General features: G+C 70.6%; 19 protein-coding genes. 11 read left to right on the forward strand and 8 right to left on the reverse strand.

What is annotated here, in order from left to right; genetic code table 11:
- Positions 1-52: 52 nt before the first annotated feature.
- The 3 genes from OG965_RS23715 to OG965_RS23725 all read left to right on the forward strand — a co-directional run bounded on the left by OG965_RS23715 (position 53) and on the right by OG965_RS23725 (position 7,597).
- Positions 53-6,478, forward strand: a complete 6,426-nt coding sequence (locus OG965_RS23715) for an RHS repeat-associated core domain-containing protein (protein ID WP_371654088.1) — start codon at positions 53-55, stop codon at positions 6,476-6,478.
- On the forward strand, positions 6,475-6,837 hold the full coding sequence (locus OG965_RS23720; RefSeq protein WP_371654089.1) for a hypothetical protein: 363 nt from the start codon (positions 6,475-6,477) through the stop codon (positions 6,835-6,837). Before OG965_RS23715 ends, OG965_RS23720 begins: the two co-directional genes overlap by 4 nt.
- 319 nt (positions 6,838-7,156) lie before the next feature.
- Positions 7,157-7,597, forward strand: coding sequence for an RICIN domain-containing protein (locus OG965_RS23725; protein WP_371654090.1), 441 nt, complete (start codon positions 7,157-7,159; stop codon positions 7,595-7,597).
- A gap of 68 nt (positions 7,598-7,665) precedes the next feature.
- Here the strand turns inward: OG965_RS23725 and OG965_RS23730 are convergent, their stop codons facing one another.
- Together OG965_RS23730 and OG965_RS23735 are read right to left on the reverse strand one after the other, a co-directional pair.
- Entirely contained in the window at positions 7,666-7,854 is a 189-nt protein-coding gene (locus OG965_RS23730; protein ID WP_371654091.1) for a DUF397 domain-containing protein, read from the reverse strand.
- A complete protein-coding gene (locus tag OG965_RS23735) occupies positions 7,851-8,684 on the reverse strand; it encodes a helix-turn-helix transcriptional regulator (protein WP_371654092.1) in 834 nt (277 codons plus the stop codon). Before OG965_RS23735 ends, OG965_RS23730 begins: the two co-directional genes overlap by 4 nt.
- Before the next feature lie 121 nt (positions 8,685-8,805).
- Between OG965_RS23735 and OG965_RS23740 the strand changes: the two genes are divergently transcribed.
- The 4 genes from OG965_RS23740 to tgmC all read left to right on the forward strand — a co-directional run bounded on the left by OG965_RS23740 (position 8,806) and on the right by tgmC (position 11,656).
- Complete coding sequence (locus OG965_RS23740) at positions 8,806-9,225, forward strand: ATP-binding protein (protein ID WP_371654093.1); 420 nt, start codon at positions 8,806-8,808, stop codon at positions 9,223-9,225.
- A gap of 120 nt (positions 9,226-9,345) precedes the next feature.
- Positions 9,346-9,612, forward strand: a complete 267-nt coding sequence (locus OG965_RS23745) for a putative ATP-grasp-modified RiPP (RefSeq protein WP_371654094.1) — start codon at positions 9,346-9,348, stop codon at positions 9,610-9,612.
- A gap of 3 nt (positions 9,613-9,615) precedes the next feature.
- Positions 9,616-10,479, forward strand: coding sequence for an MvdC/MvdD family ATP grasp protein (locus tag OG965_RS23750; protein WP_371654095.1), 864 nt, complete (start codon positions 9,616-9,618; stop codon positions 10,477-10,479).
- On the forward strand, positions 10,457-11,656 hold the full coding sequence (gene tgmC, locus OG965_RS23755; RefSeq protein WP_371654096.1) for an ATP-grasp peptide maturase system methyltransferase: 1,200 nt from the start codon (positions 10,457-10,459) through the stop codon (positions 11,654-11,656). The genes OG965_RS23750 and tgmC overlap by 23 nt, the downstream gene beginning before the upstream one ends.
- 100 nt (positions 11,657-11,756) lie before the next feature.
- Here tgmC and OG965_RS23760 read toward each other — a convergent pair whose 3' ends face one another.
- Positions 11,757-12,665 (reverse strand): GlxA family transcriptional regulator, encoded by a 909-nt coding sequence (locus OG965_RS23760; RefSeq protein WP_371657033.1) that lies wholly within the window; start codon positions 12,663-12,665, stop codon positions 11,757-11,759.
- Positions 12,666-12,804: 139 nt separating this feature from the next.
- Between OG965_RS23760 and OG965_RS23765 the strand changes: the two genes are divergently transcribed.
- The gene (locus OG965_RS23765; RefSeq protein WP_371654097.1) at positions 12,805-13,398 is read left to right on the forward strand and encodes an MBL fold metallo-hydrolase; all 594 of its coding nucleotides are present in this window, start codon (positions 12,805-12,807) and stop codon (positions 13,396-13,398) included.
- Between the two features lie 31 nt (positions 13,399-13,429).
- Here the strand turns inward: OG965_RS23765 and OG965_RS23770 are convergent, their stop codons facing one another.
- The 3 genes from OG965_RS23770 to OG965_RS23780 form a co-directional block, all read right to left on the reverse strand.
- A complete protein-coding gene (locus OG965_RS23770) occupies positions 13,430-14,362 on the reverse strand; it encodes an alpha/beta hydrolase (RefSeq protein WP_371654098.1) in 933 nt (310 codons plus the stop codon).
- 304 nt (positions 14,363-14,666) lie between these two features.
- Positions 14,667-15,839 carry a lipase family protein gene (locus OG965_RS23775; RefSeq protein ID WP_371654099.1) on the reverse strand — a complete coding sequence of 391 codons (1,173 nt, stop codon included), beginning with the start codon at positions 15,837-15,839 and terminating at the stop codon, positions 14,667-14,669.
- A 91-nt stretch (positions 15,840-15,930) separates the two neighbouring features.
- A complete protein-coding gene (locus OG965_RS23780) occupies positions 15,931-16,938 on the reverse strand; it encodes an AraC family transcriptional regulator (protein ID WP_371654100.1) in 1,008 nt (335 codons plus the stop codon).
- Between the two features lie 95 nt (positions 16,939-17,033).
- Here OG965_RS23780 and OG965_RS23785 point away from each other — a divergent pair, with 95 nt between their 5' ends.
- A complete protein-coding gene (locus tag OG965_RS23785; RefSeq protein ID WP_371654101.1) occupies positions 17,034-18,707 on the forward strand; it encodes a long-chain fatty acid--CoA ligase in 1,674 nt (557 codons plus the stop codon).
- Positions 18,708-18,799: 92 nt separating this feature from the next.
- On the opposite strand, the gene OG965_RS23790 is transcribed toward OG965_RS23785, so the two are convergent.
- The gene (locus tag OG965_RS23790; protein WP_006347360.1) at positions 18,800-19,003 is read right to left on the reverse strand and encodes a cold-shock protein; all 204 of its coding nucleotides are present in this window, start codon (positions 19,001-19,003) and stop codon (positions 18,800-18,802) included.
- A 260-nt stretch (positions 19,004-19,263) separates the two neighbouring features.
- Between OG965_RS23790 and OG965_RS23795 the strand changes: the two genes are divergently transcribed.
- Positions 19,264-20,112, forward strand: coding sequence for a menaquinone biosynthetic enzyme MqnA/MqnD family protein (locus tag OG965_RS23795; protein WP_371654102.1), 849 nt, complete (start codon positions 19,264-19,266; stop codon positions 20,110-20,112).
- A gap of 21 nt (positions 20,113-20,133) precedes the next feature.
- Here OG965_RS23795 and OG965_RS23800 read toward each other — a convergent pair whose 3' ends face one another.
- Positions 20,134-21,186: an alpha/beta hydrolase gene (locus tag OG965_RS23800; protein WP_371654103.1), complete on the reverse strand. Its 1,053-nt coding sequence runs from the start codon at positions 21,184-21,186 to the stop codon at positions 20,134-20,136.
- Between the two features lie 200 nt (positions 21,187-21,386).
- Here OG965_RS23800 and OG965_RS23805 point away from each other — a divergent pair, with 200 nt between their 5' ends.
- Complete coding sequence (locus tag OG965_RS23805; RefSeq protein WP_371654104.1) at positions 21,387-23,093, forward strand: serine/threonine-protein kinase; 1,707 nt, start codon at positions 21,387-21,389, stop codon at positions 23,091-23,093.
- Positions 23,094-23,149 lie beyond the last annotated feature (56 nt).

Here is a 23,149-nt window from a genome sequence, read left to right on the forward strand (position 1 = left end):
CCTTTTGAGCTGAATACGGAGAGTTGGAGAGTTCCAGGTGACTCGTTCAAGGGTGGGGACGTTGAGATACGACGAGGACTCGGGCGGATTCAGACGCCGCCGCGCCACTGCGGCGCTCGGCGCGCTCACGGCGAGCGCGGTGCTGGTCACGCTGCTGCCGAGCGTCGCGGCGGCCGCCGGGAAGGTCGACTTCTCGGTGCGGTCGGTGCAGAAGACGGCCTCGGTGCCCGGTTCCCAGCTGGGCAAGGGCGGTTCCGCCGCCAGGAGCGAGACCGCCGGGCGGCCTTGGCGGGCCCCCAAGGTGACCTGGCCGAAGGCCGGGGACAGTGAGGTCGACCTGAGCCAGGTCGCTCCCGATGCGTTGGCAAAGAGTGCGGCGGGCCGGAGCGTGGCCGGATCACGTCACGCGGCCGCGCCGGGGAGCCCCGTCGGGGTCGCCCCGCTCGCGCCGAAGGCAGCCAAGGGCGCCGTCGCCGCGGGGGGTGCGCCCGCCAAGGTCCGGGTGCGGATGGCGGACCGCGGGGCGGCCGACCGGCTGGGCCTGGACGGCGTCGTCCTCGGGGTCGCCCGTGACGACCGGGGGGCCGCGGCGGGCCGCGCGTCCGTCCAGCTCGACTACAACGCGTTCCGCGGGGCGTACGGGGCGGACTGGGCGAGCCGGCTGCGGCTGGTGCAGCTGCCGTCCTGTGCGCTGACGACGCCGGATCGGCCGGAGTGCCGTACGGTCCAGCCGCTGGCGACCCGCAACGACTCGAAGACCGGGCTGCTGACGGCCGAGGTGGGCCTGGCGGCGGACAAGAGCGCGGCCGGGCCCGCCGCCGCCTTCACCGTCCTCGCCGCCACCGCCGCCCCCGACGGGGCCAACGGGGACTTCAAGGCGACTTCGCTCTCGCCGTCCGGGAGTTGGGCTGCCGGGGGCAATGAAGGCGGGTTCTCGTGGGAGTACCCGCTCCAGGTGCCGCCGGTTCCGGGGGACCTGACCCCCAAGCTCGCCCTCGGGTACTCCTCGTCCTCCATCGACGGCCGTACCGCCTCCTCCAACAACCAGCCCTCCGCGCTCGGCGAGGGCTGGTCGATGGAGATGGGGTTCATCGAGCGGCAGTACCTGGGCTGCAAGGACGACAACGGCACGGGCACCAACGCCCCGGCCAAGTCCGGTGACCTGTGCTGGCGTTCGGACAACGCCATGATGTCCCTGAACGGCTCCTCGACCCCGCTGGTCAAGACCGGCACCGGCGACGTCTGGCGCCCCGCCGACGACGACGGCTCCCGTGTCGAGCGGATCAAGGGCACCGCCACCGACACCAACAACGGCGACGACGACAACGAGTACTGGAAGGTGACCACGCTCGACGGCACCCAGTACTGGTTCGGCAAGAACCGCCTCCCCGGCTGGGCCACCGGCAAGACCGAGACCGGGTCTACGTACACCGTTCCGGTCTATGGGAACCACGCCAACGAGCCCGGTCACGCCACCGCCTTCACGGACTCCGTCCGCACCCAGGGCTGGCGCTGGAACCTCGACTACGTGGTCGACCCGCACGGCAACGCGATGGCGCTCTTCTACACCCAGGAGAAGAACGCGTACGCCAAGAACTCCGGCGGCTCGACGACCACCAAGCCCAAGGCGGACGCGAGCTACACGCGCGGCGGCCACCTCGACCACATCGAGTACGGCCACCGCGCCGGACAGGTCTACGCGGCACAGCCCGCCGCCAAGGTGAACTTCACCATGGCCGACCGCTGCCTGGGCACGGCCGCCGACTGCGCCTTCGACAAGGCGCACGCCTCCAACTGGCCGGACACGCCTGTCGACGAGGTCTGCACGGTCGGCGCGGACTGCCTCAACGGCTCGCCGTCGTTCTGGTCGAAGAAGCGGCTGACCTCGGTCTCCACCCAGGTGCTCAAGGGCACGGGCTACGCCGACCTCGACACCTGGACCTTCGGCCAGAGCTTCCCCGGCACCGGTGACACCGGCGGCAACGGGCTGTGGCTCGACTCGATCGTCCGTACCGGCAAGGCGGGCGGCACCGCCCTGTCGAACCCGGCGGTGACGTTCGGCGGCACGCTGATGCCCAACCGCGTGGACGCCTCCGAGGGCCGCCCGCCGCTCAACAAGTACCGCATCACGCGGGTCGGTTCGGAGTACGGCGGAGACACCCTGGTCGAGTACTCACCCACCGAGTGCACCTACGCAAGCCCGCCCGCCGAGGCCACCAACGACAAGCGCTGCTACCCGAACTGGTGGACCCCCGAGGGCGGCTCCCAGCCGGTCAAGGACTGGTTCCACAAGTACGTGGTGACCAAGGTGACCGAGGACGACAAGGTCGCGGGCACCGACTCGGAGGTGACCGAGTACGAGTACCTGGGCGGCATCGCCTGGGCCAAGGACACCAGCGAGTTCACCCTCGACAAGCACCGCACGTACAGCGATTACCGGGGCTACGGCAAGGTCCGCACCCGCACCGGCACGTCGAACAGGACGCTGGAGGAGACCACCTATCTGCGGGGCGTCGACGGCGCCCAGGTGGCCGACTCCTTCGGCGCCCTGTACACCGACGCCGAGCAGTACAGCGGCAAGGAGCTGGAGAGCGTCAGCTACGACAAGGACGGCGGCAGGATCGTCGAGTCGTCGGTGGAGAAGCCGTGGTCGAAGCTGACCGCGACCCAGACCCGTCCGGGCACCACCGACGCGCACGCCTACCAGACGGACACCGACACCAGCACCGAGCGGACCCTGCTGGACAACGGCAGCTGGCGCACCACGCGCTCGTCCGCCACTTTCGACGCGTACGGCCAGAGCCTCACTCTCACCGACGAGGGCGACATCGCGGTCTCCGGTGACGAGCAGTGCACCCGCACCACCTATGTGGCGCCGGACACCACCAACTACCTGGTCTCCTACATCGCTTCCGAGCAGAAGACCTCCACCACCTGCGGCACGGCCCCCTCGGCGGCCACCATCACGGCCGAGACCCGCACCACGTACGACACCAGCGCGTACGGCGCCGCGCCCGTCGCGGGCAAGGCGATGCCCTCCAAGGTCGAGGAGCTGGACCGCTACAACGCCGGTCTGCCGGTGTTCGTCACCACCTCCACCGCGCTCTACGACGCGTACGGGCGGATGACGCAGACCATCGACGCCGCCAACGCCAAGACCACCACCGTCTACACACCGTCCACCGGCGCCCAGCCGACGACCGTGAAGACCACCGACAACAAGGGCTTCACGACCAGCGTCGACCTCGACGGTCTGCGCGGGCTCACGGTGAAGGCGACCGACGCCAACGGACGGGTCACCAGCCAGGAGTACGACGGGCTCGGGCAGCTCACCGCCGCCTGGAAGCCGGGCCGGACCAAGCCCGCCTCGGCCGACGTCACCTTCTCCTACCAGGTACGCAACGACGGCCCCACCGCCGTCACCTCCAACACGCTCCTGGAGAGCGGCAAGTACCGCAAGGCGGTGACCCTCTACGACGGTCTGCTGCGCAAGCGGCAGACCCAGACCGAGGCGTACGGCGGCACGGGCCGGCTGATCACGGACAGCTTCTACGACAGCCAGGGCCGCACCTACAAGGACAACGCCGAGTACTACAACGACCAGCCGGTCGCGGCGGGCGTCTTCGCGGTGGCCGACAACCAGGTCCCGGCGCAGACCGTGACCGAGTTCGACGGCATGGGCCGGGCCACCGCGTCCCTCGCGCTCACCAAGGGCACCGAGCGGTGGCGCACGACCACCACCTACGGCGGCAACTGGACGGCGACCGTCCCGCCGGGCGGCGCCACTGCCACGCTGGTGGTCAACAACGCCCACGACAAGCCGGTCGAGCTGCGCCAGTACAAGGACGGCAACCCGGTCATCGGCGCGAGCGCCGACAAGTACGAGGCGCTGAAGTACACGTACGACAGCGCCGACCGGCTCACCAAGCTGGTCGACGCGGCGGGCAACACCTGGTCGGCCGGCTTCGACCTGCGCGGCCGCCAGATCACCTCCTCCGACCCGGACAAGGGCGCGGTCTCCACGACCTACACGCCCGACGGCAAGACGGCGACGAGGAAGGACGCCCGGGGCACGGTCCTGGCGTACACCTACGACGAGATCGGCCGCCCCACCAGCCTGCGCAAGGACAGCGACACCGGCCCCAAGCTCGCCGAGTGGACGTACGACACGCTGACCGGCGGCAAGAAGATGCTGAGCTCGTCGACCCGCTGGGACAACGGCAACGCGTACACCACGGCCGTGAAGGGCTATGACGCGGCGGGCCGGGCCACCGGTTCGGTGATCACGGTCCCGGCGGCCGAGGGCAAGCTCCAGGGCACCTACGAGTTCGGCTCCACCTACACGCCGAACACGGGCCTCGCCAACACCACGGCCTTCCCGGCCGGTGGCGGTCTCCCGGCGGAGACGGTCCGCCAGGGCTACTCGGACTACGGCCTGGCGACCACGGTCGGCAACGGCACGGACGTGTACTCGCTGGGCAACCAGTACTCGCCGTCCGGCTCCATCCTGCAGACCGTGCTCGGCGCGGTCGGCGCCCGCACGGTCCAGACGTTCACCTACGAGGAGGACACCCGCCGGCTCAGCAGCGTGGTCAACGACCGCGAGTCGCAGGGCCCGCAGACCATCGACAACAAGGTCTACAGCTACGACCCGGCGGGCAACATCACCCGTATCCGCAACGACCGCGACGACAAGTCGGTCACCGACACGCAGTGCTTCACGTACGACTTCGCGGCGCGGCTCTCGCACGCGTGGACGGGCACCGACGACTGCGCGCTGAAGCCGTCCACGGACGTCCGCCCCAAGGTGGGCGGCATCGACCCGTACTGGTCTTCGTACACGTACGACACGGTCGGCAACCGGGCCTCCGAGGTCCAGCACGACGTGAGCGGCGACACCGCCAAGGACGTGCGGCGCGGCTACTCCTACCCGCAGCCGGGCGAGACCCGTCCGCACGGCATGGACACGGTCGGCATCACCGGACCCGGGGCGCGCACCGACTCGTTCGAGTACGACGCCTCCGGCAACACCACCCGCCGGGTGACGTCCGCCGGCGACCAGCAGCTGACCTGGGACGCCGAGGGCAACCTCGCCTCCTCGACGATCGGCGGCCAGACGTCCACGTTCCTCTACGACGTGGACGGCTCCCGGCTGCTGCGCCGGGACCCGGGCGCGGTGACCCTGTACCTGGGCGCCGAGGAGCTGACGCTGACCAAGGCGAGCAACTCGGTGACCGGCGTCCGCTACTACTCGGCGGGCAACGCCACGGTCGCGCGCGGCTCGGACGGCTCGATCACCTATCTGCTCGGTGACCACCAGGGCACCGACGAGGTGGCGGTCGACTCGGTGACCCTGTCGGTCACCCGGCGCGCCTCCGGCCCGTTCGGCACCCCGCGCGGCACCCAGCCGCAGACGGCCTGGCCGGGCGACCGGGGCTTCGTGGGCGGCACCGCCGACAAGTCCACGGGCCTCACGCACATGGGGGCCCGCGAGTACGACGCGGCCAACGGCCGGTTCGCCTCGGTGGACCCGGTCATGGACCTCTCCGACCCGCAGCAGATCAACGGGTACGCGTACGCCAACAACTCGCCGGTCACCGACAGCGACCCGAGCGGCGCGTTCCACATCGGCAAGATCTTCAAGAAGATCAAGCACGCGGTGAAGAAGGTCTACCACGCGATCAAGCGGATCGTCCGCCGCGTGGTGCACCGGGTCGCCAAGCGTTACACGCCCTACTACCGTGCCCTGCGCGCCATGTGGTCGCACGGCGAGAAGGGCACCCAGTTCGGCCACTTCAACGTGGGCAAGGGACCCGACCGGGGCGTCATCATGATGAAGTTCTTCATCCACACGAAGGACGCGATGAAGATCCCGGGCCTGGGCTACCAGCTGCTGGGCGACAACCGCGAGTACTCGAACGACCCGGACGCGGCTTACCGCATGGTCCTGTTCTGGGACACGGCCACGGGTGACGTGACCTTCAAGGTCTCGCCGTCCCACACCAAGCCGTCGACCAAGCACATCTCGTCGTACCTGATGAGCCAGGCCGGCGGCGGTTCCGGCTACGACATCGAGTCGCCGTCGAGGATGATCCCGGCGGACCCGCTGTCGCTCAACGACTACCCCTCGGAGAGCGTCACCGGCCGCAACATCGTGAACTACAGCTTCCTCGGGCAGTTCCACTCGAACTCGTCCAAGCTGGACCTCGGCATAGCGGGGGTGAACAGCTTGATGCCCCTGTTCTCGGTCGACACACATGTGACGATCGCCGCCAACAAGGGCTCGGTGACCGTGACCCGGAAGGGGGATCACTACCCCGACATGGAGGTCGTCCAGTACCGTCGGTCGCAGCCGCCGCAGGTCGTCGCGCACGACCGGATGGACAACGTCTCCGGTCTGGACTCGATGCCCTGGTACGGCAACAAGGACATGCGGTACTGGAACTCCGCCCAATGCCTGAAGGACCCGCCGAAGTGACCCACGCACCCTGGTTCCCGCGCTGCGCGGCTCGCTACGTCCCGCTCTGCGCGGCCGGCTGGTTCCTCGCGATGGCACTGACCCCGCGAGGGGAGCTGTCCTTCGGGGAGCAGCTGGCGGACGGCGTGAACCTGATGCTGTTCGTGGCGGCGGTCTCGCTGTTCCTGCTGCTCCTCCTGGGCGTGCTCAAGAGGTACGGAACGCCGGGCGGCTTCCGGACGGCGGCGGTCTTCCTCCTCCTCATGCCGGTGCTGCCACTGGCACTGGGCGGCGGCGGAGCGCTGTTCGGGATCATGTTCCTCACCCAGGTGGTCTTCGCGACGGCGGTCATGCCGAAGCCGGAGCTGCTGGCGGTGTGAGGTAGTCGAGCGAGTGGGGGCCCGGCGCCGAGGGTGGCGCCGGGCCCCTCTTCGTTTCGGAAGTACGGCCACGGCCGAAGAGGTTCCGGGGCGGGAGCGATTCCGCTTCGGGGCCTTGACGTGCGCGAGCTCGCAATTCCCGGAAGCCGGAGAGAATTCCCCGGCCAGCAGGGCCGAAAATCGGGGGTGAATTGCACCCCGCCCCGGCCATCCTCATTCCCGCCGTACGACGTGAAGTCCCCGTTACGGAACGGGCGGAGGCCACCTAGGTTGGGGCTCGCTCGATCAAAGCCGTCCCCTTGTACACCCAGGAGGATTCATGGCAGCCGAGTTCCTTACCCACGGCACGTACGCCATCAAGAACGCCGCGTACCAGGACCGCGTGATCGACGTGCGCGACGCCCGCTCCGAGCCCAACACGCCCATCATCGGCTACAGCTACCACAAGGGCGAGAACCAGCAGTGGGAGGTCGAGCAGTTCCCCGGCAACGTCTACCAGCTCCGGAGCAAGCTCATCACCGTCGGTGGCACCCCGATCTTCTTCGCGCAGAGCACCATCAGGGTCTACCCGCCGATGATCGCCACGCAGCCGTACCCCCAGCAGTGGTCGATCGAGCCGGTCGGCGACGGCCTGTTCCGGATCCACTTCCCGTACATGGACGGCGTGGCAACGCTGCCTGACGAGAGGGAGAAGGCGCAGCTCATCATCGCGCCCTGGGAAGGCCTCGAAAACCAGAAGTGGCGTTTCGAGAACGTCTGATCCTGACGGCTCGAACGGAACGGCGGCTGCGCCGACTTACAAGGTCGGCGCAGCCGCTTTTTTTTGTTTTACCGAGTGGCGTACGAGACGAATGCGGCCCAGGCGGACGGGAGTACGGTAATTTCCGGGCCGCCGGTGCGGTTGTTCTTGGAGTCGCGGATGTGGATTGCGGAGGGGTGGGTCGCGATCTCGATGCACGCGCCGCCTTCGCCGCTGCTGTAGCTGCTCTTGAACCAGTGGAGTTGCTCGGTGCTCATCGTTCCCCCAGCATCTTCTCGATCAGGGACAGAGACTCCCGTGGCGTGAGAGCCTGCGCCCGGATGATCCCATAGCGGTCGCTGAAGACGGCGACCTCGTGAGGATCGGTGATCAACCGGGGGTGTCCGTAGATCTCGATGTACGCGACCTGCTGCCGCCCCTTGGGGGTCAGCAGGATGAACGAGCCGTCCTGGCTGGGGTGGTCATCCCGATCCAGCGGCATCACCTGGAGCTCTACGGTTCGCAGCCTCCCGATGCGCAGGAGTTGTCGCAACTGGTTTGTCTGGACGTCCCGCCCTCCTGTCGGGCGGCGTAGTACCGACTCTTCCAGCACGAAGCTGGACGTAGGTGCGGGCCAACGCTCGAAGAGCTGCTGCCGGGCCATTCGGTCCGCCACCCGTTTCTCGATGGTCGCCTCGTCCAGCAGCGGCCGACGGTGGGTGAAGATCGCCCGCGCGTACTCCTCGGTCTGGAGCAGGCCCGGCACCGCTTGCGTGCTGTAGTCGTGGATGGCGACGGCCTCAGCCTCGGTCTTGGCGTAATCCCGGAACCAACCCGGATGCCGCACCCGGGACTTCGCCTGGGCCCGCTCGATCGACTTCTTCGCCGCGATCAGCAACCCATCCGCGTTCAGGACGTCGTCCGCCTTGTCGAGGAAGTCCGGCTGTGTGATCCGTACGCCCCGCTCCATCGCGGAGATCTGGCTCTCCGTGTACCCGACGATGCGGCCGAACTCCCGCTGCGTCAGCCCGGCCCGGACGCGCAGCAGCTTCATCTGCTCGCCCACGGCGGTGAACAGGTCCGAGGTGATGTCCTCTTCCTCCTCCATGCACCCCTCCATGGGTCACGGGCGAAGACTCGTACAGGGCGTGCGCCGGACCCGTACAGAAAAGCCGGTGTCGGGCCGACGACCCTGTTCAGCGTACGCACACCTCGTCACGCTCGGTGACATGAATCCCCAAATCACCACCCCCACGGTCGAGTTCGCGCGGTGGTTCAGCAGTACGCGCCGGGGCGCCCGCCTCGCCCGGATCCTCGCGCTCGGGCAGCTCGACGCCTGGGGCGTGCCGCACGGCAGCGAGGGGTCCGACGCCGCCGCCCTGATCGTGGCCGAGCTGGCGGCGAACGCCGTGCTCCACGGACGCGTGCCGGGCGAGGACTTCGAACTCCGGCTCGCACTCGGCACGGTACTCCGCATCGAGGTGACGGACACCAGGGCCGACCGGCTCCCGCGCCGCCCGGAACCCGCCGGGGACGCTGAGAGCGGACGGGGCCTGCTGCTGGTCGAGGCGCTGGCGAAGGCGTGGGGGGTGGACGGGCGGGGGCCGGAGAAGACGGTGTGGGCGGAGGTGGATGTGCGGGGTGCCTAGGTGGCGGGAACACGCACTGCTTCCCGGCGCAGCCGTGAAAGGGGCGGCGCGGTGCGGTGCTCGATTCTTCGGACAGCGAGACGATGGTCTTCCGCGACTTCCCAAGGGAAGGACATGTGCATGACGACGCTCGTACCCGAGACGCCGTGGGCGCTGCGGCTGGTCACCGACCGGCTACCGGCGGGTCCGCCCGCCTACGCGCGTGTGGAGCTGGATGAGGCCACGCAGACCGCCCGCTACACCGACGCTGCCGGGCAGGTGGTGGAGATGGGCAAGCACGGCACGTCCAGGACATCTGGCACTGCGACCGTGTCCGGCGGCGGGGACGGGCAGCAGCCCCAACCCCAGACCCAGGACGACAACACCACCGACTACGAATCGGACTGACCGATGCCCTCCACTGTCTTGGTCGTCACGTCGTTGGAGGACGTCACCGCGGACTGGGTCATCGAGGCACTGAACGAGCGTGAGGTGCCCGTGGTCCGAGTCGATCCCGCCGACATCGGTGCGGGGTTCTCCTTCGCGGCCCGCATCGATGCGGACGCGCCCGTCTGGAGTGGATGGTTGCGCACGGGCAGCCGGGAGGTGGAGTGGGAGGAGGTAGCGGCGGTGTACTACCGCCGCCCAACCCCGTACGCCGTTCGGTTCGGGCATCTGCCGTCTCAACAAAGAGACTTTGCCACTGCCGAGGCCCGTCACGGACTCGGCGGCGTACTGAACCACCTGCCCGGAGTGCTGTACGTCAACGACCCCGCCGCCGTTGCCCGTGCCGACTTCAAGCCCAGCCAGCTGATGCGATTCGTCGAACTGGGCCTGACGATCCCGCCGACGCTGGTCACCAATGCCGTCGAGGACGCACGGAAGTTCGCTGCCGAGCACGACTCGGTCATCTACAAGAGCTTTCGCGGGCTGCCCCCGGGTGAGGACGGCCACACCGGGGCCATCTGGGCCCAACGCGTCGATCCCGGCGCGTTCGACGACTCCCTGACCGTCACCGCGCACCTGTTCCAGGCCGAGGTCCCCAAAGCCATCGCGGTCGCGCTGCACGACTATCTGGCCTCGTTCGGGCTGGTCTTCGGTTGCTTCGACTTCGCCCTGACGGGTGACTCGCGCATGCCCGAAAGCTGGACGGCCCTTGAGTGCAATCCGAACGGCCAGTGGGGTTGGCTCCCCGACGCGGACGCCATCACTGAGGCGTTCGCCGACATCCTGAGCAGAAAGGAGTCGGACCATGGCCACGCCCGCCGACCCTGAGCCCGACGACGTGCGCCTGCGCGAGGCCATGGCCAACACCCTGGCCGAGGAAGGCATCCTCGCCGACCCCACCTGGCGAACCGCCGTTTCGACGGTGCCCCGACACCGTTTCGTGCCCGGCTTCTACCTGCCCGCCGACGAGCGCGACGCGAACGGGCTCGGCATCTGGAAGCCGGTCACTGCCGAACTCGATCACCGCCGGTGGCTGGCTGCGGCCTACTCCGACACCACGCTCATCACGCAGTTCGACGGGGAGGAACCCGACTGGGAGGCCCCTGCCACCCGGCGCGGAGGCGCACCGACGTCCTCCTCCACGCTGCCGTCGCTAGTGGTCCGGATGTGGACCGATGCGGACGTGCAGAAGGGGCACACAGTCCTGGAGATCGGTACCGGTATGGGCTACTCCACCGCGCTGGTCTGCGAACGACTCGGCTCCGCCGCGATCACCAGCATCGAGGTGGACAACCGGCGATTGGAGAACGCCGCGAACGCGCTTTACGGGTGCGGCTACACGCCCACCCTGGCGGTGGCGGACGGGCTGTACGGCTACTGGCCCGAAGCTCCCTTCGACCGGATCGTGGCCGCCTGCTCCTTCCGGGCCGTACCGCCCGCTCTGCTCGCCCAGACCAGACCTGGAGGAAAGATCCTGCTGACCCTCAGCGGCTGGCTCTACGGGTACGCGAGGGTGCTGCTCACCGTCGGCCGTGACGGCGACGCCGAGGGGCAACTGCTGGGCGGCACGGTCTCGTTCATGTCCGCGCGCACCCACGCGGCGCCGGCGTTCGGCAACCCCGCCCACTGGGCCGCAGGGCTTCCGGAGCGTGCACGACTCTCGCGGCATGCCCCCGAGCGGATCACCGCTGCCACCGATGAGGCGTTCCACCTGAGGTTCCTGGCCCAATGCGCTGTGCCCGATGCGCAGATGGTGACCGTTGGTGAGGTGGTGCACTTGGTCGATGCGGTGACGGGATCCGCCGCCACGCTCACCCCCGACAGGGTCGGCTGGACGGTGCGCGAGGGCGGGCCGGTCAGCCTCTGGGCGCGGATCGAGACCGTGCTCAGTGCCTATGACGCTGCGGGCCGACCGGAGCCGGAGACCTTCCGGCTGCACGTCCACGACACCGACCAGCGTCTGCGGCACCCCCGGATGCCCGGCCTTGCGCTCTCGGCCCCGTGACATGGGTATCGCAGTGATCTATTGGCGACCGGCGCCCTGGTCGCCGCAGTAGAGGCACCGCAGCCCTTGGACGTGGACACGTGGACCTGAAGGACCGCCGCTACGGCGAGCTCGTGAACGAGCGGCGGTAGGAGCGGGGTGGTACTCCCCGGCGCCGTACGAACTGTTCGCGCAGCACGGCGGCGCTTCCGTAGCCGACCCGGCGGGCGATCTCCTCGACGGGCAGGTCCGTGGTCTCCAGGAGCTCCTCGGCGCCGCTGAGGCGCAGGCCGCGCAGCCAGGCGTGCGGGGTGGTGCCGGTGGCGGCGGTGAAGCGGCGGGCGAAGGAGCGTTTGCTCATCAGGGCGCGCCGGGCCAACTCCGCGACGGGAAGCGGTTCGTGGAGGTGGGCGCGGGCCCAGGCGAGGACTTCGGAGAGCCGCTCGTCCTGGCAGTCCTCGGGGACGGGGGCGGCCAGGTACTGGGCCTGCCCGCCCTCGCGGTGGGAGGGCAGGACCATGTCCCGGGCGACGGCGTTGGCCACCGCGGCTCCGTGCTCCCGCCGCAGCAGGTGCAGACAGAGGTCGAAGCCGGCAGCGGCTCCGGCGCCCGTGATCACCTGCCCCTCGTCGATGTAGAGGGCCTCGGGCTCGACGGTGACATCCGGGTGGCGGCGGGCCAGCAGGTCGGCGAACCGCCAGTGGGTGGTGGCCCGTCGGCCGTCGAGCAGTCCGGCGGCGGCGAGCGCGAAGGTGCCGACGCAGTGGGCCGCGACGAGTGCGCCGCGCTCGTGTGCGGCCGAGAGCGCGTCGAGCACGGCGGGAGGGGGCGGCGTACGGAACTCCGCCCCCGGCAGGGCGATCACCAGATCCGCGGCGGCGAGCCGGTCCAGGCCGTGCGCGATGGCGAGCGGGACGCCGAGGTCGGTGGGGACGGGCCCGGGCCGGTCGGCGCACAGGGCGAAGTCGAAGCCGGGCAGCGCCTCCCCGTGCGGTCCGAACACCTCGCTCACGATGCCGACGGCGAGCATGCCGACGCCCGGGGGGACGTACGCGGCGACAGTCGTGAAGGGCGGCACGGGAGCAGTCTGGCACGGCTGGCAGGAATCCTGCGATAGGCGGCAGTCGTGCCACTCGTGGGGGACAGGGGCGCCCGGAAAGATCAAAGCCATGACAGACGCACCGCTCGGCCGCAGCGCCAAGTACACGATCCTGACCACCGGTTACGTCGGCTCCACCGGCCCCGGGGTCGCCGCCACCGTCTCGTACGTGAGGGACGGCGACCGGCACGTGGTCTTCGACCCGGGCATGGTGGCGAGCCGCGACGACATCCTCGGCCCGCTCGCGGAACTGGGGCTCGGCCCCGACGACATCACCGACGTGGTGCTCAGCCACCACCACCCGGACAACACCATGAACGTGGGCCTGTTCGGCCGGGCCCGGGTGCACGACCACAAGGTGGAGTACCTCGGCGACCAGTGGCGCAACCGGGACGCGGAGGGCTACGAACTCACCCCCTCGCTGCGGCTGATCCGCACCCCGGGGCACAGCCCCGAGGACATCACGCTGCTGGCGGGCACGGACTCGGGTGTGGTGGCGTTCGCGGGCGACCTGTGGTGGCACGCGGAGGGCCCGGCGGACGACCCGGTGGCCCCGGACCGCGAGGTGCTGCGGGTCTCGCGGGGGCGGGTGCTGGCGGTGGCGGATGTGATCGTGCCGGGGCACGGCGGGCCGTTCGCGCCGTCCGATGCGGTGCCGCGCTAGGTCCTCCGCCGGAGGTGCGTGATGCTTCGGTTCAGCCGACGGTCCGCAGGAGCTCACCGAACTCCGTCAGCATCTGCGTCACCGCGGTGTCCACCGCCTTCGACTTCGTGTCGAAGTTGAGGAAGCCGTGGACGAGGCCGGGGTAGCGGTGTCTGCGGACCGGGACGGCGGCCGCGATGAGCGCGTCCGCGTACGCCAGGCCCTCGTCGCGCAGCGGGTCGCACTCGCCGCAGCCGATCACCGCCGGGGGCAGGCCCTCGTGGCTGGTGGCCAGGAGCGGGGAGGCCGGGGGGAAGTCGGCGGCGGCGGGCTGCTCGCCGAGGTAGAGGCGGATGTCGTTCTCGACCTCGGCGGTGGTGAGGAGGTACCCGGTCGCGTTCTCGGTGCGGGAGGGGTGGGTGCGTTGGCGGCTCATGTCCACGCACGGGTACGCGAGGAACTGGGCGGCCAGCGGACGCCCTTCATCCCGGAAGGCGAGGGCCACGGCGGCCGCGAGCCCGCCGCCCGCGCTGTCGCCCGCCACGGCCAGCACCCCACCGCCGTACTCCGCGAGCGACTCCGCGACATGGCTGGTCACCGCCACACAGTCGTCGAACCCGGCGGGGAAGGGGAACTCGGGGGCGAGCCGGTACCCGACGCTCACCACGACCGTGCCCAGGTCCCGGCACATCCGGCGGCAGACCCCGTCGTGGGTGTCCAGGTCCCCGACGATGTAGCCGCCGCCGTGGAAGAAGACGACGGTGGGGGCGGGGTGCGACGCCTCGGGGCGGTAGACGCGGACGGGGACGCCCGCGACGCGGTCGTCCGTCACCGCACCCACCGGAAGCGGCGGGTCCGGAGCCACCGCGAGCGAGAGCATCCGGTTGCCCGCGCGCATCTCCTCGACGGTGGGCGGGGTCTCGGGCGGCGGGCCGTCGACCCCGAACTGCTTCAGCAGGGCTGCGATCTCAGGGTCCATGGGCATGTCGGCAGCATGCCCCGGCCGCGCCCCCCGCCCGCCTGGGCCGCGCCGCGCCCCGCCCGGATCGGGGGGCCGATTCACCCCGGCGGTGGCGTCGCCTGCGGCCCGGTGGCGGGCTGGTCGCGCAGTTCCCCGCGCCCCTTATCGGCCCGGGGTTCGTCTGCGGGTTGTGGTGGGTTGCTCGCGCCGTTCCCCGCGCCCCTGGAAGCGCCCCTGCGGGGCGCCCAGGGGGATTGCCGCGGAGCGGCATCTAAGGGGCGCGGGGAACTGCGCGACCAGCCACGCACGGTCCGCAGACGAACGACCCCTAACAGTTCCCCTGCGCGGACTTCCCCGCGAAGCGGTCCCCCAGCCAGTCGGCAGCCGGCAGTGCCCCAACCGTCACCCCACCGATGTGACCCAGCAACGGCAGTGCGTGCCACGACACCGACGCCCCCCGCCCGCACCAGTCGGACCGCAGGCCCTCCCCCACCCCGTACGGAATGAGCTCATCCAGAGTCCCGTGATACAGGTACACCGGCGCGTCCGGCGCCACCGTACCGAGGCGGGATTCGTTCAGACGGGCCTGCCAGTCCGGCTGCTCCAGGGGGTTCTTGACCGTCAGGTCGGTGACCTTCTTGAAGGAGCCGATCGCCGTGTCGACGGCCACGCAGTTCGACTTGAAGTAGTCGACCAGCGCCTTGCCCGCCGTGTTCAGGTACGTGTCGAGCTTCAGCTCGGGGAAGGCCGCGTCCTGGCCCGCCGCCGCCATGAAGATCAGCCCCGAGCCGAGGCCGCCGTCGTTGGAGTGGGCGACCTTCATCAGATCGGCCGGAACCCCACCCGTCGCCGTGCCCTTGACCTTCAGCTCCGGCGCGTACGACTTGTGCAGCTCGGCCGCCCAACTGCTGGCCTGGCCGCCCTGGGAGTACCCCATGATCCCTACGGGGGAGTCGGCGGAGACTCCCGGGATGCCCAGGCGCTGGGCCGCGCGCGCCGCGTCGAGGACGGCGGTGCCCTCGGCCCGGCCGACCGTGTACGTGTGGTCCCCGGGCGTGCCCAGCCCCTCGTAGTCGGTCACCGCGACCGCCCAGCCGCGCTGCACGATCTGGTTGATGAGGGTCGCCTCGATGGTCGTCCCGTACGGGAAGCCCGCGCTCGGCGCGCAGGAGTCGCCCAGGCCCACCGTGCCGACCGCGTACGTCACGAGCGGGCGCGGGCCGGTCCGGCCGTCGTTGGGCACGATCACCGTGCCGGAGACGGTGTTCGGGGCGCCCTTGGCGGTGGTGGAGCGGTAAGTGACGTGCCAGGCCTTGGTGTTGGTCCACTGGCCGGGCAGCGGGTGGAACGCGGTGGGCGCGGAGCTCACCACGTCCCCGGGCTCGGCGGCGGCACCGGAGTCGGACGCGAACGCGGTGGGGGTGGCTGCGGAGGCGAGCAGCCCGGCGGCGAGCGCACCGGCGACTGCGGTTCGGATGGGCGTGATGGGCGTGATGGGCATGACGGCTCTCCCAACGTCCTGTGGGGTGGGGGCAGTTGAGGAGACCGTAGTGACTGACCAGTAGGTACGGCGCTGACCGTATCGCTCACCTTCACTGGCCCAGCCGATACGCCCCCGGCGTCGTGCCCGTCCAGCGGCGGAACGCCCGGTGGAAGGAGGTGTCCTCGGAGAAGCCGAGCCGGGCCGCGAGTTCGGCGATCGGCTCGCGCCCCTCGGCAAGGCCCGCGATCGCCGCATCCCGCCGCACCGCGTCCTTGAGCTGCTGGAACGAGGTGTCCTCCTGCTGGAGGCGGCGCCGCAGGGTGGCCGGGGAGAGGGCGAGCCGGGCCGCCGTCTCGTCGAGCGACGGCAGCCGGGGCGAGGCGAGCAGCGCGCGGCCGAGGTCGCGGTGGACCTGCTCGGCCACCGTCGTCCCGTACGCCCGGCGGCTCAGCAGTTCGAAGGGTGAGCGCCGCAGCATCTGCTCCAGCGCCGCCTCGTCCCGTACGAGCGGCGCGGTCAGCCAGCGCGCGTCGAACACCGCCTCCGTACGCCCGTCCCCGAACCGGACCGGGCAGCCGAACAGCGACGGGTACTCGTCCTTGTGCGGGGGCGGCGGATAGCCGAACGACGCCCGCAGGAGCGGGATGCGGCGGCCCACCAGCCAGCTGCACAGCCGGTGCGAGATGATCAGCAGGCACTCGGTGAGGAACCGGTCCTCGTCCCGCCCGCCGAGGTCGTTGCGTACGGCGAAGACGGCCTCCGGCCCTTCGGCCGTCAGGGCGAGCTCGGGCCCGCCCGGGAAGAGCCGGTAGAACGCGATCCCGCGCCGCATCGCCCCGCCCAGATCGCGGCAGCCCAGCGAGGCGCAGCACATCATGGCGAAGGTGCCGGGGCGGCTCGGGGCCGAGCCGAGCCCGAGGAACTCGTCCTGGGTCGCCCGGTACAGCGCCCGGAACAGCAGCGCGAACTGGGCGGGCGTGACCCGCGCCCGGTCGTCGCCGAGCAGCAGCGGCGGGATGCCGGCGGACTGGAGGAGCGGCACGGTGTCGATGCCACGCCGCTCGGCGCCGCGCAGCACGGCGCGCACATGGTGCACGGTGATCGTCCCCTTGCCCATGGTCAACGACCGTAGCGGGATTGAGCGGTGCGGTCAGCGGGGGTGACGTTTCCGGTCATCCCCGATGGCCGACGGGCGTCCCTACCGTCGGGTACATGACGGGATCCCCGGTACGACCCCCGACCCTGGCCCTCTTCGCGGAGTGGACCGCCGAGCGGTACACCTCCCACCCGGCCCTGCGCTTCCGCTCGGGCAACGGCTGGACCACCGAGACGTACGAGGACCTGCGCACCACGGTCCGACACCTGGGCCGCGCCCTGCTGTCCCGAGGCCTGCGCCCCGGCGACCGAATCGCCATCCTCGCCGAAACAAGCCCCCAGTGGACCCACACCCACCTGGCCTGCCTGGCGGCGGGCGCGGTGGTGGTGCCGATCTATCCCACGGCCGGGGAGGAGGAGGTGAAGTGGGTCCTGAAGGACTCCGGGGCGAGGTTCGCGCTATACGAGAGCGAGGAACAGGCGGACAGACTGGAGGCCCTACGGCCCGAACTCCCGGGCCTGGAAGCGGTGTGGTCCCTCAAGGGGCGCGGGGAACTGCGCGACCAGCCCAAGACGGCCCGCAGTCGAACAACAACGCATCCGGCGCAGCCAGCGTCACTGGACCACCTCCTGGCCACCGCGAACGCCGTCCGCCCAGAGGACACCGCCACCCTGGTCTACACATCCGGCACCACCGGCCCTCCCAAGGGCTGCCGCCTCACCCACGGCAACCTCGGCGCGGTCCAGGACGCCACCCTCCCCCTCACCGAGGGCGGCCCGGGCGACAGGACGTACCTCTATCTCCCCCTCGCCCACCTCCTCGCCCAGCTCATCCAGTTCTCCACGCTCCTGTACGGCGGCGAACTCTGCTACTTCGGCGGCCGCGTCGAGGACATCGTGGCGGAGCTGGCCGAGGCGCGGCCCACGCATCTCCCCTCCGTACCAAGGCTGTTCGAGAAGGTGCACCAGGGTGTGCTCTCGCTCGCCGAGCAACTCCACGTCACCGACGAGAAGGAGCTGTCCGACCTGGTCCGGGCGGCCTTCGGCGGCAACCTCCGCTGGGCGCTCACCGGCGGCGCCCCGATCGCCCCCGAGACCCTCGACTTCCTGCGGGCGGGCGGGATCCAGGTGTTCGAGGGGTACGGGATGACCGAGTCGGCCGGCGTGATCACGCTCAACCACCCCGGTGCCGTCCGCCACGGCACGGTCGGGCGCCCCATCGACGGCTGCGAGGTGAGGATCGCCGAGGACGGCGAGGTGCTGGCGCGCGGCGCGAACGTCTTCCCCGGCTACCACGCCAACCCCACCGGCACCGCGGAGGCGCTGGACGGGGGCGGCTGGCTGCACACCGGCGACCTGGGCGCCCTGGACGCTGACGGCTACCTCACCATCACCGGCCGCAAGAAGGACCTGATCATCACGTCCGCCGGGAAGAACCTCGCCCCGTCCGAGGTCGAGTTGGCCATCGAACGGTCGCGGTTCGTCTCGCACGCGGTGATGGTGGGGGACCGGCGCCCGTACCCCGTGGCCCTGATCACCGTGGACGCGGCGGAGGTCGCGGGGAAGGACGCGGCGGCCGTACGGGCCCTGGTCCAGGAGGCCGTGGACGCGGCCAACGCCCGTGTCTCGCGCCCCGCCCGCATCCGCGCCTTCGCCGTCCTGGACGAGGACTTCACGGTCGAGAGCGGGGTGCTCACACCCACCCAGAAGGTCCGCCGCCGGGCGGTGACCGAACGGTACGCGCAAGAAATAGAACGCCTGTACGAGAGCGCCCAGAAAGCCCAGGCCTGAAGCCGGACAAAGGCAGGAGCCCTGTTCTGTACGTCGCCGTACGGAACAGGGCTCCTTGGGTACTGCTAGTCAGCGATCGCCGACCCGGGCAACTAGGCCGGGGTGACGTTCTCCGCCTGCGGGCCCTTCGGACCCTGCGTGACGTCGAAGTTCACGACCTGGTTCTCCTCAAGGGAGCGGAACCCGGCCGCGTTGATCGCGGAGTAGTGGACGAAGACATCCGGGCCGCCGCCGTCCTGGGCGATGAAGCCGAAGCCCTTTTCAGCGTTGAACCACTTGACGGTTCCGGTAGCCATAAGCCCTCCTTGGGCCAAAGGGTTGCCCTGCTCCAGAACCTGCTAAGAAGTCTGAAAACTACAAAAGCCTGCGGGTTACATGCTCCGCAGGCTCTGTACTGCAAGGGAAACCAAACTGCAACTTGCGAGGAGCGTAGCACGCAGTATTGGGGCTGCGGTAGAGGGAAAGATCACGTCACCCGGACGTTTGACGGGCCCTCGACGCGCTGACGAACCTACCCGCCGTAGCTGGACAAACCGGGCAGGTCTAGTCTCGCGATGTGGACCAAACAACCACCCGGCCACGGGTCGGGCACATCCAGTTCCTCAACTGTCTGCCGCTCTACTGGGGGCTCGCCCGCACCGGCACCCTGCTGGATCTTGAGCTCACCAAGGACAGCCCCGAGAAGCTGAGCGAACAGCTCATCCGGGGCGATCTGGACATCGCCCCGGTCACCCTCGTGGAGTTCCTGCGCAACGCCGACGAACTGGTGGCCTTCCCCGACCTCGCGGTGGGCTGCGACGGGCCGGTCATGTCCTGCGTGATCGTCTCGCAGCTGCCGCTGGAGCGGCTCGACGGCGCCCGGGTGGCGCTCGGCTCCACCTCGCGCACCTCCGTACGCCTGGCGCAGCTGCTGCTTGCCGAGCGGTTCGGGGTCGAGCCCGACTACTACACGTGCCCGCCCGACCTCGGCCTGATGATGCAGGAGGCGGACGCGGCGGTGCTGATCGGGGACGCCGCGCTGCGCGCCTCGCTGCACGACGCCCCGCGCCTGGGCCTCCAGGTCCACGACCTGGGGTCCATGTGGAAGGAGTGGACGGGCCTGCCGTTCGTGTTCGCCGTGTGGGCGACCCGCAGGGACTATCTGGCCCGCCGGCCCGAGGTCGTACACGAGGTCCACGAGGCGTTCCTGGCCTCCCGCGACCTCTCCCTGGAGGAGGTCACCAAGGTCGCCGAGCAGGCCGCCCGCTGGGAGGTCTTCGACGCGGAGCTCCTGGAGCGCTACTTCACGACGCTGGACTTCCGCTTCGGCGCCGAGCAGCTGAAGGGCGTACGGGAGTTCGCGCGCAGGACCGGGCCGACCACCGGGTTCCCGGCGGACGTCGCGGTGGAGCTGCTCAGCCGCTGAGCGCGCCCGCCCGGGCGGGCGTCAGGACGACGGGATCGGGGCCTGCAGCCGACTGCTGATCCACTGCATGGTCCCGTCGCCCATCCCCTTGATGTACGTGTGGGCGTTGTGCTTGCCGCCCTGGATCACCTGGAGATGGGTCTTCACCGGGCCCTTGCCGTACTTGGCGATGAAGCCCTTCAGGTTCGCCATGCCGCCCTCCTTGGTGCCTATCTGGAAGGCGAGGTCGACCTCGGGGCCGTTCTTGTCGATCAGGTCCTGGGCGAGCTTCTCCGGGTTGTTCGCCTGCTTCTCGGCCTCGTGGCCGGCCCACAGCGGGGAGTCCGGCACGGTGTCGGGGCCCGAGGCGATCACGGCCTTGAACTGGTCGGGGCGCTTGAGCACCGACTTCAGGCCGACGAACCCGCCGGAGGAGGAGCCCATGAGCGCCCAGCCGTCGCGGGACTTGAAGGTGCGGAAGTTCGCCTTCACGAAGTCCGGCACGTCCTCGGTCATCCAGGTGCCCATCTTGGGCTGGCCCGGTATGTCACTGCCGTCGTAGTAGTACTTCGCGTCCGGGTTGAGGACCGGCATCACCACGACGAACGGAACACCCTTGCCCGCCTTGGACCACTCGGTGATGCTGCTCTGCAGCTTGAGGTCGGTGCCCATCCAGTAGTTCTTGGGGTAGCCGTTGCCGCCGGGCAGGGCTATGAGCACCGGGAAACCGCTCTTGGCGTACTTGGGGTCGAAGTACTGCTTCGGCGCCCAGACCCACACCTTGCCCGTGAAGCCCGACTTCTTGCCGTGCAGCGTGGTCACACCGATCTTGGTGCCGTCCTCCAGCGTGTTCTGCGTGGTGAACTGCGCCTTCGGGCCGGTCGGCAGCAGGGTCTTGGACACGACCTCGGAGGCCTTCTCGTCCCGCGCCTTGCCCTGCCCCGGGTCGGCGGCGCCGCTGCCCTTGGGCGCGGGCGTCGACGAGGCGCCAGGGTCGTCGAAGCTGACCGGTTTGCCCTCGTCGGAGCAGCCGGAGACCAGCGCGACCGAGCCGAGGACGGCGGCGGCTATCAGTGCGGTGGTACGGCGATTCATGCGGTGCTCCGAGAGGTGTGGGGCATTTAACGGCCAACCGTGAGGTTTCCCGTGCGAACTCCGCAGAGAGAGACGACCGGCCGTTCGATTCGGTTCGCCGCCGTACGCCCCGGATCCGGCCCGGCCGAGTGATCCGGCGCACGTCACGCTCTACCCTGCTGTGCGACCGTACTTGACGGCATGGGGGAAGGCAGATCGCGATGCAGCCGCTCGAAGCCGGCGAACCGCGCACCATAGGCGCCTACCGGCTGCTCGGCAGACTCGGCGCGGGCGGCATGGGCCGGGTCTATCTGGGCCGCAGCGCCGGGGGCCGCACGGTCGCCGTGAAGGTGGTCCACCCGCACTTCGCCCTCGACGAACAGTTCCGCGCCCGGTTCCGCCACGAGGTGGAGGCGGCCCGCCGGGTCGGCGGCGCCTGGACCGCGCCGGTCCTGGACGCCGACCCCGAGGCGGCGGTGCCCTGGGTCGCCACCGGCTATGTCGCGGGCCCCTCGCTGGCCCAGGCCGTCACCGCGCACGGGCCGCTGCCCGAGCACGCGGTGCGCGCGCTGGGCGCCGGGCTCGCGGAGGCGCTGGCGGCGGTGCACGCGCTCGGACTCGTCCACCGCGATGTGAAGCCCTCCAACGTGCTGCTCACCCTCGACGGCCCCCGACTGATCGACTTCGGCATCGCCCGCGCCACGGACGGCACGGCCTCGCTCACCGCGTCGGGCGTCTCGATCGGCTCGCCGGGCTATATGTCGCCCGAGCAGATCCTCGGCAAGGGCGTCACCGGCGCCGCCGACATCTTCTCGCTCGGCGCGGTCCTGGCGTACGCGGCGACGGGCGCGCCCCCGTTCCCGGGCGACTCCTCCGCCGCGCTGCTCTACAAGGTGGTGCACGAGGAACCCGAGCTGGACGGGCGGCTCGACGGGGAGCTGCGGGCGGCGGTGGACGCGTGCCTCGCCAAGACGGCGGCGGCCCGCCCCGCCCCCGCCGAACTCGCCCGGCGGCTCGCCCCGGACGGCGCGGCCGCCCTGGTCGCGGGCGGCTGGCTGCCGGGGGCGCTGGTGGAGGAGGTCAGCCGGTCGGCGGTACGCCTGCTCGACCTGGAGCCGGAGGCGCCGGACGCGGAGGCATCGGGCCCGGTGGCGTTCACCAGCCCGGCGGTGGGGGTCTTCGGGCCGCCGGACGCGTCGTACACGTACGAGAACGGGAACGGGGGATGGGGGCCGGAGGCCCTCCAAGGGGCGCGGGGAACTGCGCGACCAGCCACATCCAGCCCGCAGACGAACGGGGGCCCGGGGGCGCAGCCCCAGGGGAACGAACTCACCTTCCACAAGCGCACGCGCCGCGTGAGCTGCACGGTCGTGCTGGCGGTCGCGGGGGCGCTGGCGGCGGCCACGGTTGGCAGCGTCTTCCTCTTCGACCTGATGCCCGGCGGCGACCAGAAGCACGACTCGGCGGCGTCGAGCGGCCCGCGCACGCCGGGCGCCTCGTCGGACCCGGGCACGGACCCGGGCACGGGTGCGACGGGCGGCCCGGCGGTGTCGGAGGTGCCGAAGGCGTTCCTCGGGACCTGGAAGGGCCCGATGACGGAGTCCACGACGGGGCAGCCGCACGGCGATCTGACGGCGGTGTTCACGGCGGGCGGCACCGGCAAGGACGTCCTCCACACCTCCTCCAGGATCAGCGTCCTGGGCACGACCGTGGAGTGCTTCGGGGTGGGCAAGCTGGTCTCCGGCACGGCGCAGCGCGTGACGATCGAGGAGCGCACCGACCCGGCGCGCCAGGGCACGGCGGGCCTGTGCACCAGCGGCACGGCCGTCCTGGTCTTCACCCGCAACGCGGACGGCACGCTCAAGTACGAGTCGCGGGAGGCGGGCGCGGGCAAGCCGTACGCGACGCTGGTCAAGGAGACGGGCTGACCACGACCGACCCGGGACCGGCGCGCGGCCACCGGCCCCGGCCCCCGGACCGAAGC

It is taken from the genome of Streptomyces sp. NBC_00224 (assembly GCF_041435195.1).
Lineage (GTDB): Bacteria > Actinomycetota > Actinomycetes > Streptomycetales > Streptomycetaceae > Streptomyces.